The sequence below is a fragment of the Labilibaculum manganireducens genome (assembly GCF_002843385.1).
GTDB lineage: Bacteria > Bacteroidota > Bacteroidia > Bacteroidales > Marinifilaceae > Labilibaculum > Labilibaculum manganireducens.
This window is the reverse complement of sequence record NZ_MVDE01000001.1, coordinates 256,729-274,489: the sequence shown is the minus strand read 5'-3', so window position 1 is coordinate 274,489 and position 17,761 is coordinate 256,729. Positions and strand designations below refer to the sequence as shown.

The window sequence follows — 17,761 nt, the reverse complement described above, 5'->3', positions numbered from 1 at the left end:
GCTTTAGGCTTAGTGTTAACCGTTATAAGTACCGTTAAAGCAATGTTAAAGATAAACAAAATGCCTGGAATCGTTTCATTTGTAATAAGGATTATTGAAAGCACAAATAATATGGGTTTTTCAAAGTGGAAGAATGAATGATTTTCAAATTAAAATAGTTATTAAAATGATGAAAAATAAAGTTTTCGCGGTCATCTGCTTCTTATTTATGTCAACAGTAGTTTTAGGACAACAAAACACATTGACAAATGATGGAGCATGGTGTTGGTTTTCTGCACCTGGAGCAATTTACAAACACAATGGAAAGGCTGAAGTTGTAACTGGTTGGGTCACTTCTGATGGATCGATTGAAGCTGCGACTTTGAATCTGGAAACTAAAACGAGTTACATTCAAACGGTAAGTCCGAAGTTGGATAAAGACGATCATGCGAATCCTTCTTTTATTGAGTTGAACAACAAAGATGTGCTGATGTTTTATACCAAGCATTTCGATCAGGCTGTGCGTATGAATAAATTGTCGGCAAAGGAAGATTCCAAAGATTTTGGTGCAACTTCCTTTAAAGAGGTGTTTAGCGGGGAGCAATTTAAATTGTATCCTCGAAAGTGTGTTACTTATGCAAATCCGATCGCATTAAAAAAGGAAAAGAACAGATTGTTTTGTTTTGGCCGGTGGACAGGTTTTAAACCCAACATGATGTGGTCGGATGACAATGGAGAAACTTTTAATCCGGCTCAGGTTTTTATTACGAACCAACCATTTAACGATGACAATCGCCCCTATGTTCGGTACTATTCCGATGGGAAATCTAAAATTCACATCATTTTTACCGATGGACATCCACGAAAAGAACCAACCAATTCTGTTTATTACGCATGCTATGAGAAAGGTGCATTTTGGAGAGCTGATGGAACAAAAATTTGTGATTTAAATCAGATTCCTTTTGAGCCTAAAGAAGCAACAGTAGTTTATCAGGCAACAGAAGAATCTGGAAGAGCATGGGTTTATGATGTTACGGCTGATAAAAAAGGAAACCCGGTTATTTTATATGCACGTTATCCGAAAGAAACCGACCATTTGTATCATTACGCCCAATTTTCGAAAGGGAAATGGATCGATAATGAGATTTGTAATGCCGGGAAATGGTTTCCCCAAACTCCTGAAGGAGAAGTTGAAAGAGAACCTCATTATTCTGCAGGCTTAACTTTTCATCCACTAAAGCCTAATACAATTTATTTATCGAGAAATGTGAACGGAGTTTTTGAAATTGAGAAAAGAGTCACTTCAGATTTTGGTAAAACCTGGGAAGTAACTCCAATTACGCAGCATTCGAAATATGATAATGTTCGTCCTGTTGTTCCTAAAAACATGAAAAAAGGGGATAAAGCAGTTGTGTTGTGGATGGTAAACGAGAAGTACATTCATTACACAAATTTTAAAAGTAGAATTGAATATCTTCTGGATTAGAAATCATTAAACGATACCATAATGAGAATCACAAAATTTATATCAGTATTAGTTATTTGCCTGTTGTTTGGTGCGGGTAATTTATTTGCACAAGGCAATTTTATTACGAATGTTAATGGTCGCACCCATCAAAGCCTGAACGGCAAATGGAAGTATATTTTAGATCAGTATGAAACCGGGCAGATCGGCTTTAGTCCTTTGTATAAAAACAGCAAGGCAAAATCGAAGAGCGATAGGGTAGAGTACAGTTTTGACAATGCTCAAACCTTATGGGTTCCCGGTTCCTGGAATTCGCAAAAAGAAGAGCTGTATTATTACGAAGGAAGTGTTTGGTTCCGAAAGACCTTCGATTACCAGCCTAAGCATAAAAACTCCAGAATATTTATATATGTGGGGGCTGCAAACTATAAAACTACTTTTTCATTTAATGGAAAAAAATTGGGTGTGCACGAAGGTGGATTTACTCCATTTAGTTTTGAGGTAACCGATTTACTAAAAAAGCAGGATAATTTTTTGATTTTAGGAGTTAGTAACCGACGTGAGAAGGATTATATTCCTGCCATGGTAACCGATTGGTACAACCATGGAGGAATTACGCGCGATGTGAAAATTGTAGAGGTTCCTCAAACCTATATTGATGATTACACACTGGTTTTACAAAAGGAGTCGTTGAATAGAAAAACGCGTGTGGTAAAAGGTTCTGTTCAGCTTGCCGGTAACGATTATCCTGACAAGGCAAAGGTTGAAATTAAGGAATTGGGAGTTGTTGCAGAAGTTTCCATAAACAAAGAGGGAAGAGGTGAGTTTGCATTTAGCTCAAAAAAGATGAGCTTGTGGTCGCCCGAAAATCCCAAGCTTTACGATGTAAAACTGATTGCCGGAGATGATGAGCTTACCGATAGAATTGGTTTTAGAACTGTAGAGACAGAGGGAAAAGAAATCCTGTTAAATGGGAAGCCGGTTTTTCTTCGCGGCGTTTCCATTCATGATGAAAATCCGGTTCGGAGAGACCGAGCGCATTCAATGGATGATGCAAAGCTGTTGTTGGGTTGGGCAAAGGAAATGGGTTGTAATTTTGCCCGCCTGGCACATTACCCGCATCAGGAAAATATTGTTCGTCTGGCCGATGAAATGGGAATTTTACTTTGGGAGGAATTGCCGTTGTATTGGGGAATCGACTGGAAGAATGAAGAAGTTTTGAAAAAGGCGAAGGTGCAATATTCCGAACTAGTTAGAAGAGACAAAAACAGAGCGGCTACCATAATTTGGTCCATTGCAAATGAAACGGTACCCGGCGAAGCGAGAAATCACTTTTTAAGAGAAGTAGCTTCACAGGTGCGTTCGTTGGACAGTACCCGATTGTTGAGTGCGGCCTGCAAAAAAGATGGTTGGGAAGATGGACTGGCCGGCGATAATTACAAAGTGAGTGATCCGATTGCCGAAGTTTTTGATATTGTAAGTTTTAATGAATATCAGGGATGGTACGGCGGATCTCCTGAAACCTGCCGAAACAAACGCTTCACAATAGAATACAATAAACCGGTAATTATTAGTGAGTTTGGCGGTGGTGCAATTGAAGGATTTCATGCCGATAAGGAAACACGCTGGAGTGAAGAATATCAGGAGTATATGTATCAGGAGAATTTGGCCATGTTCGATAAAATTGAAGGTGTAGTTGGATTAACACCATGGATTTTGGTCGATTTTATGACACCGCTTCGCCAGTTACCCAATGTGCAGGATGGCTGGAACAGAAAAGGATTGGTTTCGGAGTCGGGAGCCAAGAAAAAGGCTTTCTATATTATGCAGAACTATTACAAAAAGAAAAAAGAGGAGTACAAATAAAAAACGGAGATAAGTTTAGTATCGATAAGGGTACTAATGCCAAATTAACATCAAAACAGGCCTTATAAAATGTTTCTTTTCAGCTATATCTTCGTTAAAAAAGATGCATCGTAACATAGCTATGCTTTACTTTTTTGCCTCGATACAGCTAAAAATTAATTCATTTTAATTAAAGTCTGTTTTGAAATTAAATTGGTATAATCACAATAAGGAGCGTTGATTTTTTTTCAGCGCTCTTTTTTTTTGCTGTAATGTCTCGTCCTAAAGCAGCCTTACACAAAAAGTAATGCTATGGGAAAAGTTAATGTAAAATTGATCAGAATTTAATCTTGTTTTTTGAATTGTGAGGGATATATTCTATAGCTGAATCTACTTCTAACATTTTGCATCATTCAATACAATTCCATGAATTTTAATTTTTTTTTTGCAAAAAACAACAATGAGGAATAGAATGCATTGCAATTTAAAATCAATTAAATTTCAAATATATTTTAAATGATGAGTTTTGATGTTAATTTGGTATCTGCTTATTTTTACAAGCGAAACAAACCTTTAAGCATCATTTTTATGAACAAACGAATTCTCCTGATACAAGCATTGCTTGTTTCACTCTTGCTTTTTTCATGCAAAAAGCCAACACCTAAAGATTTAGCAAAAGAAAATTTAATTCCTCAGCCTGACAGTCTTGCTGCAACGGACAGCTCTTTCGACTGGACTGCGAAAACAAAAATTTATGTGCAGGAAAAGCAGGAGGGCAGTCAACAAGTGGCAAATTATTTGGCAAAGCTGATTGCTCCGTCAACGGGATTTACTCCTGAAGTGAAAAGAGTAACAAATCCAGCCGATAAAAAAGGAATTGCTCTGATTCTGTCGGATGATACTATTTCCGGTGATGAAGCATACACATTAAAGATTACTGAAAAAAGAGTTGTTCTGGAAGCGCATCAGCCAGCCGGATTGTTTCGGGGAGTGCAAACCATCAGACAACTGCTGCCGGCAAAAATAGAATTGGATAGCTTACAAACAGGTCCTTGGGAACTGGCCAGCGGTATTATTAAGGATTCACCAAATTACCAGTATCGCGGTGCAATGCTGGATGTGGCACGTCACTTTTTTGGAGTGGAAGATGTAAAGCGGTTTATTGATTTGATTGCAGCATACAAAATGAATGTCCTTCACCTGCACCTTACAGATGATCAGGGCTGGAGAATCGAAATCAAGTCGTGGCCCAATTTAACAACTCATGGCGGAAGCACACAGGTAGGCGGCGAAAAAGGTGGGTTTTATACTCAGAATCAGTACAGCGAAATTGTAAACTATGCGCAGGAAAGATTCATAACCGTTATCCCCGAGATTGATATGCCCGGGCACACCAATGCAGCTTTGGCTTCCTACGCCTGTTTAAATGCCAATAACAAAGTTACCGAATTGTATACCGGCACCAAAGTAGGTTTTAGTACGTTGGACACTGATAAGGAAATCACCTACAAATTTATTGATGATGTGATTGGTGAATTGGCAGCCCTTACACCGGGTGAATACATCCACATTGGCGGCGACGAGTCGAATGCAACCAAAAAGAAAGATTACATCAGCTTTGTGAATCGGGTGCAGAAAATTGTAAGCAGGCACAAGAAAAAAATGATTGGATGGGCCGATGTGGCTGCTGCCGAATTGGAAGAAAACTCTCTGGCTCAGTTCTGGCAAACCAAGCCTGACAATGCAATAAAGGCAGTAAATCAAAATGTAAAAATCATTATGTCGCCGGCCAACCGTGCCTACCTCGATATGCAGTACGATTCCATTTGTCCGTTGGGCTTGCATTGGGCAGGTTATGTGGATGTAAAAAAGGCTTACGGGTGGAGCATTGAAAACTTTGCAAAAGGCATCAGTAAAGAAAATATTGTGGGAATTGAAGCACCATTATGGGGAGAAACGATTGAAACAATGGATGACATTGAATACCTTGTTTTTCCACGATTGCCGGGCTACGCCGAATTAGGATGGTCGAAGAACACCAACAAAAGCTGGGAGGAGTATAAAATTCGTTTGGGAAAACAGAAAGAACGTTTTGGGTATATGAACATCAACTATTACCAATCGCCTTTAATTCCATGGGCTAATCGGGGAAACGAAAAAATAATACAACAGAAGGAAAAGAAATAATTAGTAGTGTTTCTGTAAAATTGGAAACCTTACTCAAAGTATTCCGTAAAACCATCACCACTAACGTTTTAAATAACAATAAGATGTATACAAACTTATCTGAAATACAAAAACAATATTTTTATAATTTGTGTGGTGAAACTCATCAGTCATCAGAAACAAAAGGGCGTTTTAAAACAAGCAAGCCGTATAACAATGAGTATTATAAATTCTCTCCCTGGGGATTTGAATATTTTTTTGATGTAGAAAAAGGTTATCTGATATGTATATTGTCTCATCATATGACCGACAACCGAATTTATGGCTGGGATCATCGGGGGAATGAAATATCAGATTATATTATTTCTGAATATTTTAAAGGTAAGAAAGTTGCTTAAAAAATAAATATCTGCATAAAGCAGATGCAACAAAACTAGAGGTAAAGTTTACCCGACTCTTTTAAAGAGCCGGGTTTTTTATTTGTGGGAATCTATGTCTTTTTATGTTGCTTGAAAAGTGGTTGTAAATTTTGCGATATAAATGTTTTGTTCGCTAGTTTGAGTTTTGTAGATTCGGGAGTTAAAAATATAAAAGCGGTTTTTTGTAGAGGCTTTAATGAAGAAGCTTTGAGACTTGTGAAATTGATGTCGAAGTGGAAACCAGCTTCAATAAATAAAAAACCAGTAAATTCTTATCGCGTAATTCCGATTAAATTTATTCTGAGGTAGGGAGATAACCGGCAGCAATAAAATCTAAATTATTAATATGTATTGATGTTGAAGATTAGGACTGGAGTAAAAGTGCAGAATGAGCTAAAAAATAACCAATTAAAAACACAAAAGAGATGAGAATGAAATTAATTTTTGTTGCATTGTTTAGTATGCTTTCCACATTTGCCTCTTTAGCGCAGGATCAAAAAGTGAAGGAACCTCAAAAGATGTTTGTTATAAATGGGGAAGAGGTGACTCAAGATTATGCTTACAGCTTAAAACCCGAACGAATTAAGAATATGACAATGGGTGTTTCCGGTGAGGTAAAAGAAGCCTTAATTAAGAAATACGGGGAGAAAGTGAACGAAAGTATAGTTATTCTATTTGATCTGTACACCGATGCCGAGATGAAGAAAGTAAAACCCATTACTCCTGAAGAAGCTGCTGCAGTTAATAAAAGGAATGCTGATGAACACGAAAAAAAGCTGAATGAGTCTACTGTAATAAAAACAGGCGATATGGCTCCGGATTTTGTGGTTGAAATGCTCGATGGGCAAAAAATTAAATTATCGGAACTAAAAGGAAAAGTTGTTCTGATTAATTTTTGGGCTACCTGGTGTGCTCCGTGTATGAGCGAATTTTACGAATTCCCTGATAAAATAGTAAATCCGTTTGCTTCTAAAGACTTTGTTCTGCTTCCAATTTCGCGGGGAGAGAAAGAAGATGTGGTCAGCAAAAAAATGGAAAAGCTAAAGACCAAAGGGATTGCTTTTAATGTGGGATTAGATCTTAATAAGGATATTTATAAACAATATGCCAGCAACTTTATTCCTCGGAATTTCCTTGTCGACCAAAATGGCACTGTCGTTTATACTTCTGTAGGGTATAGCGAAGCGAAACTGAATGAATTGGTGAAGAAAATTAACGAACTACTGAAGCCTTCAGAGGAATAAGCGGACTTCTTTCCTTGGCGAATTGATGAGGCAATAGCATGAAATCGCCCGAGAAACTAAGCAAAACCGTCGCCGCCTAAAAAGCAAAATTGGACAGTAATTTATTTAGGAAATTAAGAAACAGTAAAACGAAACAAATAACGAAATGAATGATTTTTTAATAGCAATAGGTATTGGTCTTACAGCCGGTTTGATCGACATTATTCCAATGACAATTCAGAAACTGGATAAGCGGGATATTATCTCCGCTTTTGTACACTATTTCGCACTCGGATTAATTATTCCATTTGTGAATTGGGGGTTGGCTCAGTGGATGACAGGAATGATTATCGCTTTACTGACCGCCATACCGGTTATGATTGTTGTTTATCCCAAAGACAAAAAAGCAATTGTTCCAATGGTATTGTTTTGTTGCTATTAGGTGCGGGAATTGGAATTGCCGGTGCAAAATTTATCGGATAGAAAATGGAGGGATTGATTAAAAAACTGTAAAAAGACCATGTAGCAATTAATTCCGGAATTATCAAAGAATATCACTAAAAACAAATATTTTTATCAGACTATAAATTTATTTTAATGACTTGTATTTATCGACTATTAATTTTCAGTTTGGTACTGATTCCGAATCTTACCAAAGCACAATCAAACATCGAACTTTTTAACCAAAAGGATTTATCGGGATGGTATGCCTACGAACCTGAATCGGGAAAACATGAGAATGCTTCAGAGCTCTTTGCTGTCGATCAGCAGATGATTCGTTTGTATGGTAACAAGGCAGGTTACCTAATGTCTGAGCAATCATTTGATAATTTTCAATTATGCGTTGAGTTCCGTTGGAATACCGATTCAACATTTGTAAGAAAAAGTAATAAGAAAAACAGTGGAATCACTTATTTGGTTCCAAAAGAAAGCCGCGATACCTTGTGGCCTAAGGGGGTGCAGTTTCAGGTAAAGGAAGGTGCAACAGGAGATTTTATTTTTCTTCAGAATGTTACACTTCGAATTAATGGAGTGCAAACAGAACCTGGACGAAGTGTGGTTGCCAAACGTTTTACTGATGCAGGCAATGCAATTGGAGAATGGAATACCGCCCTTATTACAGTGGTAAATGGTAAAATAAAACAGGAGCTGAATGGTAAACTGGTAAACGAGGGAGTTGAATCTTCGGTTTCGAAAGGTCGTATTTTATTGCAGTATGAAGGGTATCCGATTGATTTTCGGAAGGTGCAGATTAAGAAATTATAATGCCAATCAAACTATTTTTGATATCGAAGCGGTACTAAATAATATTCAAGAGTATAATTAAATTAGAATGCCATGCATTATTTAAAATGTAACAATTGCGGACACTTAAATGAGCTTAAATTGGAGTACAATCATATTTAAAATCAAACAATGAAAGTCGTTTCCACAAATATTGGTAAAAGTGTAGAAATCAATTATCACGGACAAATTGAAAAAACCGGCATGTATAAATATGCAGTTGATCAGGCAATTTTTCTGGGTAAAGAAGATGTTGTTAAGGATGCTGTAATTGACAGAAGGTATCATGGAGGTGCAGATAAAGCCTGTTACTGGTATTCTGAAAAACACTACACTTTTTGGAAAGATAAATTCCCAAATTTGGATTGGAATTATGGAATGTTTGGTGAAAATTTAACCATTTCTGATTTGGATGAAGGAGACATTAAAATTGGGGATGTTTTTCAAATAGGAAATGCCAGGGTTCAGGTTACCCAGCCCCGGCAACCATGTTACAAACTAAATTACCGGTTTGATTGCAACAGCATGGTTCGCCGGTTTATTGATGCTGGTTTTCCAGGAGTATACATTCGTGTGATTGAGGAAGGAGAAGTAAGGCAAGGGGATGAGTTAATTTTGCTGGAAAGGCGGGAGGAAAGCTTATCGATAAGAGAAGTGTACAATTTGTTGTACGAATCCTCCAAAGATCGGTTAAAACTGGAAAAGGCATTATCTGATCCGGCACTGGCTACAAGTTGCAAAAGAGATTTGAGAAAATAAAAAAGGACAGCGGTGGCTGTCCTTATTGTATGTTAACTTCCTAATATTATTTTTCGAATTAAGGCTTCATGATCGGTAGCGCTTACGTTCATATTAAATCCTATTCTATAGATCAAGCCATTGTACCAGGTGTAGTATTGTGATGAGCCTGTCGACTCCTTATCCATCAGTTTGTCCTCTTCAATAAATTTATAATAATCAAACATTCTGGGCCAGCTTCCTGATGCAGGTTTGTAATACATGGGATGAGTTCCTTCCAAAACTAATTTTTCATAACCCTTAATATTTTCTTCCATTGCCAATGTGGCTTGTTCATCTGCAAATGGATCTTCAGGATATTGAGTAACAGAGACAATAAAGAAATCCTTAAAATTGGTTTGGTAGCCAGTTGTATTCTCTAAATATGAAAACTGAACCTGAAATACCAATTTATTGAAGGCATTCCATGAAGTCACAATATTTGCTTCTTGCTGGGCAGCAAACGGCAAATCGCTTTGTGATATCAGGTTTAGTTTATCCCTCATTACTGAAGGAATGCTTACTAAAGCTTCCGAAAAACTCACCGGAGCATAATAGTCCACTTTTTCGCGGAATTCTAATAATTCAAAATCATAGTTGTAGGTATGTTGTCTTCCATCAACTTCATTTAAGTTTTCCAGTAATGCTTGGTTTTCATCAATATAACCGGAATGATTGTTGTCTTTTGCACATGAAAAACTTCCAATAACGAAAAGTATGATGAAAAAATAATGACGTCTCATAATGATGTAATTTGGTAAATCAATAGTAACAATACAAACATACGTAAAAATTGATTTTATGTTCTGTCTTGTTTAAAATTAAATAATCAATTTACAAGTGTTCCGATTTCATTAAACTCCCGTTCCGATTTATTACCAGTAATACTATCAGGCATATAGCCCCGGATATTCTATTATAATAAATCTCATTGTCTTTTATGAGAGTTAATGAATTTTTATGTATTAAGGCGTTTTATGTTGGTGGAGCCATGGGTAAACCTCCAGGCCTCGAACAAATACAGTTTAGAGTCATGGGTAAACCTCCAAGGCATCACAAACTGTTTTGCGGGCTCATGGGTAAACCTCCAAGCTCAAATAAATCCTTTTTGGACTTATGGGTAAACCTCCAGGGCTTCACTAACCATTTTGCGGGCTCATGGGCAAATCTTCATGACATTTCATTATTTGGGCTATTTTTCATTTGCCAGTTCCCAGGCGGTTAAAAATACAAGTTCAGATACTCGTTTTATGGCCCGAAAATCAATCTTGTCGGCGGTGTCGCTTGCTTTGTGGTAGTCGTCATGTAAGCCATTAAAATAAAAAACAGCGGGAATACCATGCTTCACAAAGGATGCTTGATCCGAGGCCTGATACAGAAAATTATCGGGCATATCGTATTTGTAATCAAGACGCAATTTTGTACTGATCTGATTGATACTATCGGATATAACTTTTAATTTGGGTTCGAGATGATTGGTTCCCAAAAGGTAAATATAATCTGTGGTATCATTAAATTCGTCGTGTCGGCCCAGCATATCCAAATTTAAATTTCCAACGATATTCGATAGGGGAAACGGAGGGTTGTCTGCAAAATATTTCGATCCGCACAAACCTTTTTCTTCTCCGGTAAATGCAGTAAAAAGGATGCTGCGTTTTGTTTTATGTCCCTCATCGCTGGCTTCCTGAAATTTTCGTGCAATTTCTATGATTGCTGCAGTTCCTGATGCATTATCATTCGCTCCATTAAATATTTCACCATCTTTTTTTCCAATGTGGTCGTAATGAGCAGAAATAACTAAAACTTCTTCCTTTTTATTGGTCCCCGGTAAAAAGGCGAACACATTTTCAGTACTTACTTCCTTGTATTTCAAGTCAAAATTAAAGGTGAATTTACAGATTTTCTGTTCTGTTTTATTCATTTTATTTGTCTCAAGAATCTGTTTTAATCTTTTGGGTTTTATCTGAAGAAGTGCACAGGCTGCCAAATTTGAGATGGCACCCTGATAAGTGTGCATTCTGTTTTTATATTTGGTAAAGGATGCAGCAGAACTTATAGAATCAAAAGGGTTGAAATTGTTATTCATCTCCGATTTTAAAATCATTCCTCTTGGGGATATTGTTTTTCTTTTTTCAAGTAGTTCTTTGTATTGGCTGTTCTTATTGGGATTGCAAAACAGCACCAACCTGGCTTTGGAAGCCTCTGCAATATCATTCGATTTTATAGCCGCAGCATACAGGTTTGTGCTCAGAAAGAGAACAGCCTTGTTAGAATAATCTTTGTTTATATAACTCGTGTCAGGAGCAGTTCCCAAAAAAACAAGATCCATGCTGTCATTTGAATAATTGGTGAATCCTGATATAAGAATGTCTTCGTAATTTATAAATACCTTATTTATAGTCTGAATTTCAGCATCAGCCTGCTCCTTTTTGTAGATCGCGAAATTCTGAAAGTATCCCGAACGGTCTTGGTTTCCTTTAGGATTGTTTACACCTGCATTTATGAATTGCTGACAGATGTATTTGGCGGCAAGCTTTTGTCCTTTACTACCAGTGTCTCTTCCTTCCATACTATCAGAGGATAGTGTTACAATATCGTTTTGTATTTTATGGGTCGATAGCGATTTTGAATAGTACAAGGCGATACTGTCTTGTGCACTTAAATGAAATAAATTACTTACTGATAGGAAAAGGATAAGGATGATTGATCGCATGGGAAATACTTTAATAATGAAATAGGGAAATTAAATTACTAAAATTTGTTTTCCGATTCGCATTTGGCTTTTATTTATTTACTTTTTAAGCAAGGCATTTTTATTTCTCATTTTTAGATCTAATATCGTAACTTAAACTAAATAAGGAATTTGAATCATGAAAACCTTCAGCCTTGTTATACTATTGATTGTTTCACTAGGAAGATATAGTGAAATTGCTAATCGGCAAAAGATGGAATTTGAGAAACTTCGGGAAAACATGGTCATCGAACAAATAATTAAAAGAGGTGTGAATAATGCTCTTGTTATCGGCGCGATGGAAAAAGTGGAAAGGCATTTATTTGTTCCGGCAGGCTTAAGGCGTTTCGCGTATCAGGATCGTCCTTTGCCTATTGGGGAAGGACAAACCATTTCACAACCTTATATTGTTGCGTATATGACTCAACTGCTCGAATTGAGTTCGAAAAGCCGGGTTTTGGAAATTGGCACAGGCTCCGGGTATCAGGCGGCTATATTGGGAGAGATCTGTTCTGAAGTATACTCCATAGAAATTGTTGAATCTTTGCAGAAAAGAGCTTCTTTCGTTCTGGATTCTTTAAAATATGAAAATGTAAAGACTTTTTATGGAGATGGTTATCAGGGCTTGGCTGATAAAGCTCCATTCGATGGAATTATTGTGACCTGTTCACCTGCAGCAATTCCCGAAGCTTTAATTGCTCAACTGGCAGAAGGAGGCCGATTGGTAATTCCTGTGGGTAAGAAGAATGTGAAGAAGTTGGTTCTTCTAAAAAAAGAAAATGGGAAAATAAGCAAACAGATTGATTTACCAGTTCGATTTGTTCCTATGGTTGATGAAAAAGGGAAATTTTATTAAGTTTATTTCTTCTTTTTATAAACCCCTTCAAACTGAATACTCCAAATTTTACCTTCGTCAATTGTCGATTCCCAAATCTGCTTTACATCGCCGTTTGGCAATAATATCCAGCTAATTCGATGAAGAGATTGATCTTCTCCCATGTTGGAGTCGGTACCGCTTGTCAATACCATTTTTCCATTTTCAAAATTTCCTTTTAATAATAGATTGTTTCCATTTTTATCAATCCAAATTTGCTGCCATTTATCAATTTTCTCATTGTAAAAACTATAGCTTGTACCTGTAAAACTTTCTTTTTCCGATACCCAGTTTTCCTGAAGCAGGTTGCCATTTTGCTGCAGACTAATGGTGTTGTGACCTACAAGTTCGTCATTGGTGAACACATCCCATTCTCCCACCCAAAAATCGAATAAACGATGCGTAGAAATAGTATTTTTTGTATTTGCATTTTGCGAAAAGGAGGTTAAATGCGAAAGAATAAAAATGAGAAAAACCAAGCGTTTCATGAGGCAATTTTTGAAAGTGAAACAAATAATAAAGTCAAAAATTTATTTGGAGTTTATTCTTCAAGATAAGTTAAACAGCGTTCCAGTCTGCTTTTTAGTTCTTGTGCAAAAGGTTGTAATGCTTCATTTTCAATTACATTAAAAGCAGTTGTTGGATCCATAACTGAAATATCAACATGACCATTATCTTGTTCAATAACAGTTACATTACAAGGCATCATTATACCGATTTGATCTTCTACCTGAAAAGCTTTGTAGGCAAAAGATGGGTTACAGGCACCTAGAATCCTGTATTTTTTGAAATTGACATCCAGTTTTTCTTTTAAAGTAGCTTTTACATCAATGTCAGTTAATATGCCGAACCCTTCGGTTTGAAGAGCTCTGGTCACGCGGTCAATGGCATCGTCAAATTTAAAATGCGTACTTAAACGGATAAAATAGCTCATCGTTTTATTTGTTTAGGTATAAATTAATAGTACTATATTATTTTTAGGCAACAATCAAGTTATGAAAAAATGCGTGAACAGTAAAAAATAAAAACGACAACTAGATATTCTGGTCGTATTTTGTTTTGTTGTATTTTCTTCTTGGCGAGAGTTCACACGCTTTAATTAAAAACCATATTAAGAGCGAGAAAGCGAGAATCCTTAAATATCCCAATACCGGCTCATATTCTATGCCCAATGGACCCGGAACATAACGGGTAAGCATAATTATACTTAGAGGGATGAAAATAATCATCAATACAATAAGAAGTATCGCTGCTTCTTTATGAACTCTTCTGATTAAAAGACTAACACCACAAATAATCAGGACAAATCCTAAAATATTAATTATTTCGTAAGTTGAGTTGGAAATGGCTGCGAATATATGTTCAAAAAGATGCGGAACAAGTATGTGCATTGCCCCAACAGTAATGAAGCCGATTCCATAAGCAAAACGCAAACGATCATTTTTGGAAAATTTCATGAGGTATTTGCTGAATTGGGAGGTGACCCACACCAAAACATATGAAATGAATATAACAAGTAAAAAAAGCATCGGCTGAGTATTTATAATTACATGGTTTTCAGTTAATATACGAATTTGATATTTTGCCTGCAAATGGCTGTTTATAAAACTCTATCGTGTTAAAGGTAAAAGACCACATTTGTGAAATGCAGTCTTTTATACTTGTTTTATAATTATTCGTCTTATTATTAGCTTTTCACTTTACTTGTAATTATCACAACACCATTTTTAGCTTTTTCACCATATTTTTCAATGGCATTCTCACCTTTAAGCACATTAATGCTTTCAATATCATCAGGGTTTATTTTATTTGCTTTTTTTGCTGATATCTTTTTCCCATCAACAATGTAAATAGGATTGCTGATTGCTGCTCCCTTAATTTTTATAACAGGTTTGTTTTTTGAATCGGGTGATTTGCTGGCGATTTCGATTGCTCCGTTAACAGCTTCTTTGCCATACTTAGCTGTCGCTTGTTCACCTTTAATTACGTTTATACTTTCAATATTATTTTCATCAAGTCCTCTTGATTCTGTATTTGCTATTTTTTTCCCATCAACAACAAAAAGAGGATATTTACGCTTTTCACCTTGAGCATTTACTCCATTTTCACTGGCATAACCATTACCAACAAATGTAGTGCCTGGATTTTTCATATAGCCATATCCAAGTACCATAACATCATCAGTTTTGATTGAATCAGACACTCCATTTTTAGTTGTGTTTTCTGATTTACTGGTGATTAGAATTACACCATTTTTTGCTTCCTTGCCATACAATTTAATTGTCGAATCATCTTTTAGAACACTTATGGAAGCAATTTCGTTTGGTGAAATTTGATCCATTTGGGTACGAGTGATTTCTTTCCCATCTAAAATAATAAGCGGTTGTTCATCTGGATCACTGATTCTGGCGTGGTCTATAATTAAACCTCTTCTGGCTTTAGGTGATCTTCTTATAGTCTCTTCCAATTCTTTGCGATATTCATCAGAATTAACTCTCTTAATATCTTCCTGAATTCTCGTCTTACTTTCTTTAATTTGTTGATTCATTTTTTCCTGAAACTCAGGAGACTCAATTTTTTTTAGTTGTTGCTGAATATTTTCACGTTGTTCTTTCAATCTGTTCTCAAATTCTCCCGACTCGATTTTTGCCTTATGTACCTGCAAAGATTCTTTAGCGTCTGTAAGCTGTTTTTTAAGTTGATCTTGAAACTCCTTCGAATTCATCCGTTCAACTGTTTCTTTAAGCTCTGATTTAAGTTGTTCTTTTTCCTTTCTATTTAGTTCTGAGTTTTCTTCAATTTCTTTCAAGCGATTTTCAAGTTCCTTTTTTTGTAATTCTTGTTCCCTGATGAAATTTCCATCGGACAATTCTTTTAATTGCCTGTCGATTTCAATTTGCTGTTGTTTCATTTCATTTTGGAATTCAACGGTATTAAAATCAAGATCCTTTAATCCTTCCTGAAGCTCTTTGCGCATTTGGTCAACATCAAGGTCAACTTTCATGTCCTTCATTTCTCTTTCTGCTGACTTCATTGCTTCCAACTGCTCTTTTATGATCTTATCGGCCTTCATTTTTACCCATCTGTCTGATTTTACAGAATCTTTTGGGAAACTAAATTCAGGAGCATCAAAAGAATTAAAAGGCATTTCTACAGTAGGAGGTAGTGGAGGCATAGTTGGCATAACAGGCATCGGAGGCATTTCCGATAGTTCCATTTCTTCTACCTCAGTTACTTCTTCAGGCTCAATCTCAGTTGCAGCTATTTCCGTTTGTTTTTTTACCTCTTTTTTCTTTTTCTGATCGGATTTTGCATTGATTAGATCAAGCGGAAGTTCTTCATTCTGAATTGACTTATCAGATTGATTTGTAGTTTTGTCCAGAATGTTGATCTTCGAAAAGAATGCTTTTTGATAATCTGTATTCCCTGAAATTGCAAAATTCGAAATTAAGAACAAGCCGGCAAATAGAAGCGTAAATACACCGCTAAGCATAAATCGTTCTCTTCTTGGATTGGTTGAGGCTTTAGGTCTAAGAATACGTTTAATCCGATTCAATACTTTTCCCTTTTTACCGGAAAAACCTAAAACCAATTCATACTGTTTTTTTCTGATTGCTTCCATATTATTTAATGCTTTAATAAGAGTTAAGGATTCACCACAAACCTTAACCGCCAGATCGTCACAAATGTGCTCTCTTTCGGCATTTACCACAGAAGATAGCCACCAAACTACAGGATGATAAAAGAATATCAATTCAATAATTCCTTGAATAAATTGCAGCAGATAATCGTGTCTGCGAATATGTGCCAATTCATGTGCTATGATAATTTCCAATTGATTTTCGGGAATTCCACTTAGCATGGAAACCGGAATTAGAACAATTGGTTTAAAATACCCAATTACAGAAGGAATGTCGAGCAGACCCGACTCCTTAAATAAAATGTTTTGTTTGAGATTGTATTTTTTTACTAATCTATCAGCAATCGACTTATAGTTAGATCGCAAAGGATAGGTTAAGTGTTTTTTCAGTTTTAAGGTATGAATGTATTTTAAAATAAGATTAATAGAGAGAAAGAGCATTCCAATCATCCAGATTTGAACCAGATAGAGAAATGAGCTTTCCAATTGAATTTGGATTTGTGTCCACTGTTTGGTAAAGAATGATTCTTCTTGCGGAATGATGTCTGAAGTTCCCAGTAGAGCCGTGAAATCATCTAAAGTGGTACTGGTATTTGATGGTATGTACCGGCAGAATGTAATTGCTGATGCAACACAAATTAGTAGGAGTCCTAAGCCCGACAAAGCATATCGAATTCTTGCATTGTCTTTTGAGATAAATCGAAATATCAACCAAATAATACCTCCAATTACTGTAGTCTGCCATACGGAATGAATTAAAGTCCAGCCAATAGCATGACTCAATTCGTATAAATCGAAATTATTTATCAGTTCCATTTTGATCCGGATTTTCGATGTTATCAATTAATTTTTTTATCTCATTTAATTCCTTCGTTGAGCATTTTTGATTGCCCAAAGCCTGCAGAACCATTCCAGAAGTAGATCCACCAAAAAGAGTGGATATAAACTTATCGATTAACTGATTTTTAGTTTCTCTTTCTTCTACAACGGCCTTGTAAATGTGGGTTCTTGAATTCACATCGCGTTCGAGTATCCCTTTCTCAGTCATTATTTGCATAACCTTAAGTGTTGTAGTGTAACCTACATTTCTTTCCGATTTTAATTTGTCATTTACAAATCGAACGTTTGATGGCCCATAGGTCCATAGTACTTGTAAAATTTCTAATTCTGCTTCGGTTGGCTTAATCTTCTGTGGCATATTATTGTGGTGATTTCCGTTATACGATTAATTTCGTAGATAAAGATATACGAAACTTGTCGTATTACAAAATTTTAATACGATATTTTTCGTAGTTCAGCAATTTAGAGCCTGTAACAGCAATGAAAAATGATTATAAATACTTAATCAGAATGCTATA

At 36.2% G+C, this 17,761-nt stretch carries 16 protein-coding genes; 9 read left to right on the top strand and 7 right to left on the bottom strand.

Annotation, left to right across the window (positions count from 1 at the left end; all coding sequences use genetic code 11):
* The first annotated feature begins 166 nt into the window (after window positions 1-166).
* The 8 genes from BZG01_RS01205 to BZG01_RS01165 all read left to right on the top strand — a co-directional run bounded on the left by BZG01_RS01205 (window position 167) and on the right by BZG01_RS01165 (window position 9,140).
* Window positions 167-1,465: a BNR-4 repeat-containing protein gene (locus tag BZG01_RS01205; protein WP_180327160.1), complete on the top strand. Its 1,299-nt coding sequence runs from the start codon at window positions 167-169 to the stop codon at window positions 1,463-1,465.
* 21 nt (window positions 1,466-1,486) lie between these two features.
* A complete protein-coding gene (locus BZG01_RS01200; RefSeq protein ID WP_101307996.1) occupies window positions 1,487-3,310 on the top strand; it encodes a glycoside hydrolase family 2 protein in 1,824 nt (607 codons plus the stop codon).
* A gap of 567 nt (window positions 3,311-3,877) precedes the next feature.
* Window positions 3,878-5,476, top strand: coding sequence for a beta-N-acetylhexosaminidase (locus BZG01_RS01195; protein ID WP_101308030.1), 1,599 nt, complete (start codon window positions 3,878-3,880; stop codon window positions 5,474-5,476).
* 83 nt (window positions 5,477-5,559) lie between these two features.
* Window positions 5,560-5,853, top strand: a complete 294-nt coding sequence (locus tag BZG01_RS01190; RefSeq protein WP_101307995.1) for a hypothetical protein — start codon at window positions 5,560-5,562, stop codon at window positions 5,851-5,853.
* A 452-nt stretch (window positions 5,854-6,305) separates the two neighbouring features.
* A complete protein-coding gene (locus BZG01_RS01180) occupies window positions 6,306-7,118 on the top strand; it encodes a TlpA family protein disulfide reductase (protein ID WP_180327159.1) in 813 nt (270 codons plus the stop codon).
* 145 nt (window positions 7,119-7,263) lie between these two features.
* On the top strand, window positions 7,264-7,539 hold the full coding sequence (locus BZG01_RS01175) for a hypothetical protein (protein WP_101307992.1): 276 nt from the start codon (window positions 7,264-7,266) through the stop codon (window positions 7,537-7,539).
* A 155-nt stretch (window positions 7,540-7,694) separates the two neighbouring features.
* Window positions 7,695-8,363: a 3-keto-disaccharide hydrolase gene (locus BZG01_RS01170; RefSeq protein WP_101307991.1), complete on the top strand. Its 669-nt coding sequence runs from the start codon at window positions 7,695-7,697 to the stop codon at window positions 8,361-8,363.
* Window positions 8,364-8,513: 150 nt separating this feature from the next.
* Entirely contained in the window at window positions 8,514-9,140 is a 627-nt protein-coding gene (locus tag BZG01_RS01165; protein WP_101307990.1) for an MOSC domain-containing protein, read from the top strand.
* 32 nt (window positions 9,141-9,172) lie between these two features.
* Here BZG01_RS01165 and BZG01_RS01160 read toward each other — a convergent pair whose 3' ends face one another.
* Together BZG01_RS01160 and BZG01_RS01155 are read right to left on the bottom strand one after the other, a co-directional pair.
* Complete coding sequence (locus BZG01_RS01160) at window positions 9,173-9,901, bottom strand: hypothetical protein (RefSeq protein WP_101307989.1); 729 nt, start codon at window positions 9,899-9,901, stop codon at window positions 9,173-9,175.
* Window positions 9,902-10,350: 449 nt separating this feature from the next.
* Window positions 10,351-11,871 (bottom strand): M28 family metallopeptidase, encoded by a 1,521-nt coding sequence (locus tag BZG01_RS01155; RefSeq protein WP_101307988.1) that lies wholly within the window; start codon window positions 11,869-11,871, stop codon window positions 10,351-10,353.
* Between the two features lie 232 nt (window positions 11,872-12,103).
* Between BZG01_RS01155 and BZG01_RS01150 the strand changes: the two genes are divergently transcribed.
* Window positions 12,104-12,745, top strand: coding sequence for a protein-L-isoaspartate(D-aspartate) O-methyltransferase (locus BZG01_RS01150; RefSeq protein ID WP_218972974.1), 642 nt, complete (start codon window positions 12,104-12,106; stop codon window positions 12,743-12,745).
* 2 nt (window positions 12,746-12,747) lie between these two features.
* Here the strand turns inward: BZG01_RS01150 and BZG01_RS01145 are convergent, their stop codons facing one another.
* The 5 genes from BZG01_RS01145 to BZG01_RS01125 form a co-directional block, all read right to left on the bottom strand.
* The gene (locus BZG01_RS01145) at window positions 12,748-13,251 is read right to left on the bottom strand and encodes a hypothetical protein (protein ID WP_101307986.1); all 504 of its coding nucleotides are present in this window, start codon (window positions 13,249-13,251) and stop codon (window positions 12,748-12,750) included.
* Window positions 13,252-13,304: 53 nt separating this feature from the next.
* Window positions 13,305-13,697 carry a DUF302 domain-containing protein gene (locus BZG01_RS01140; RefSeq protein ID WP_101307985.1) on the bottom strand — a complete coding sequence of 131 codons (393 nt, stop codon included), beginning with the start codon at window positions 13,695-13,697 and terminating at the stop codon, window positions 13,305-13,307.
* Between the two features lie 100 nt (window positions 13,698-13,797).
* Window positions 13,798-14,220 (bottom strand): hypothetical protein, encoded by a 423-nt coding sequence (locus BZG01_RS01135; protein ID WP_101307984.1) that lies wholly within the window; start codon window positions 14,218-14,220, stop codon window positions 13,798-13,800.
* 230 nt (window positions 14,221-14,450) lie between these two features.
* Window positions 14,451-17,219: a M56 family metallopeptidase gene (locus BZG01_RS01130; RefSeq protein ID WP_101307983.1), complete on the bottom strand. Its 2,769-nt coding sequence runs from the start codon at window positions 17,217-17,219 to the stop codon at window positions 14,451-14,453.
* Window positions 17,203-17,601 (bottom strand): BlaI/MecI/CopY family transcriptional regulator, encoded by a 399-nt coding sequence (locus tag BZG01_RS01125; RefSeq protein WP_101307982.1) that lies wholly within the window; start codon window positions 17,599-17,601, stop codon window positions 17,203-17,205. The genes BZG01_RS01130 and BZG01_RS01125 overlap by 17 nt, the downstream gene beginning before the upstream one ends.
* Between the last annotated feature and the right edge of the window lie 160 nt (window positions 17,602-17,761).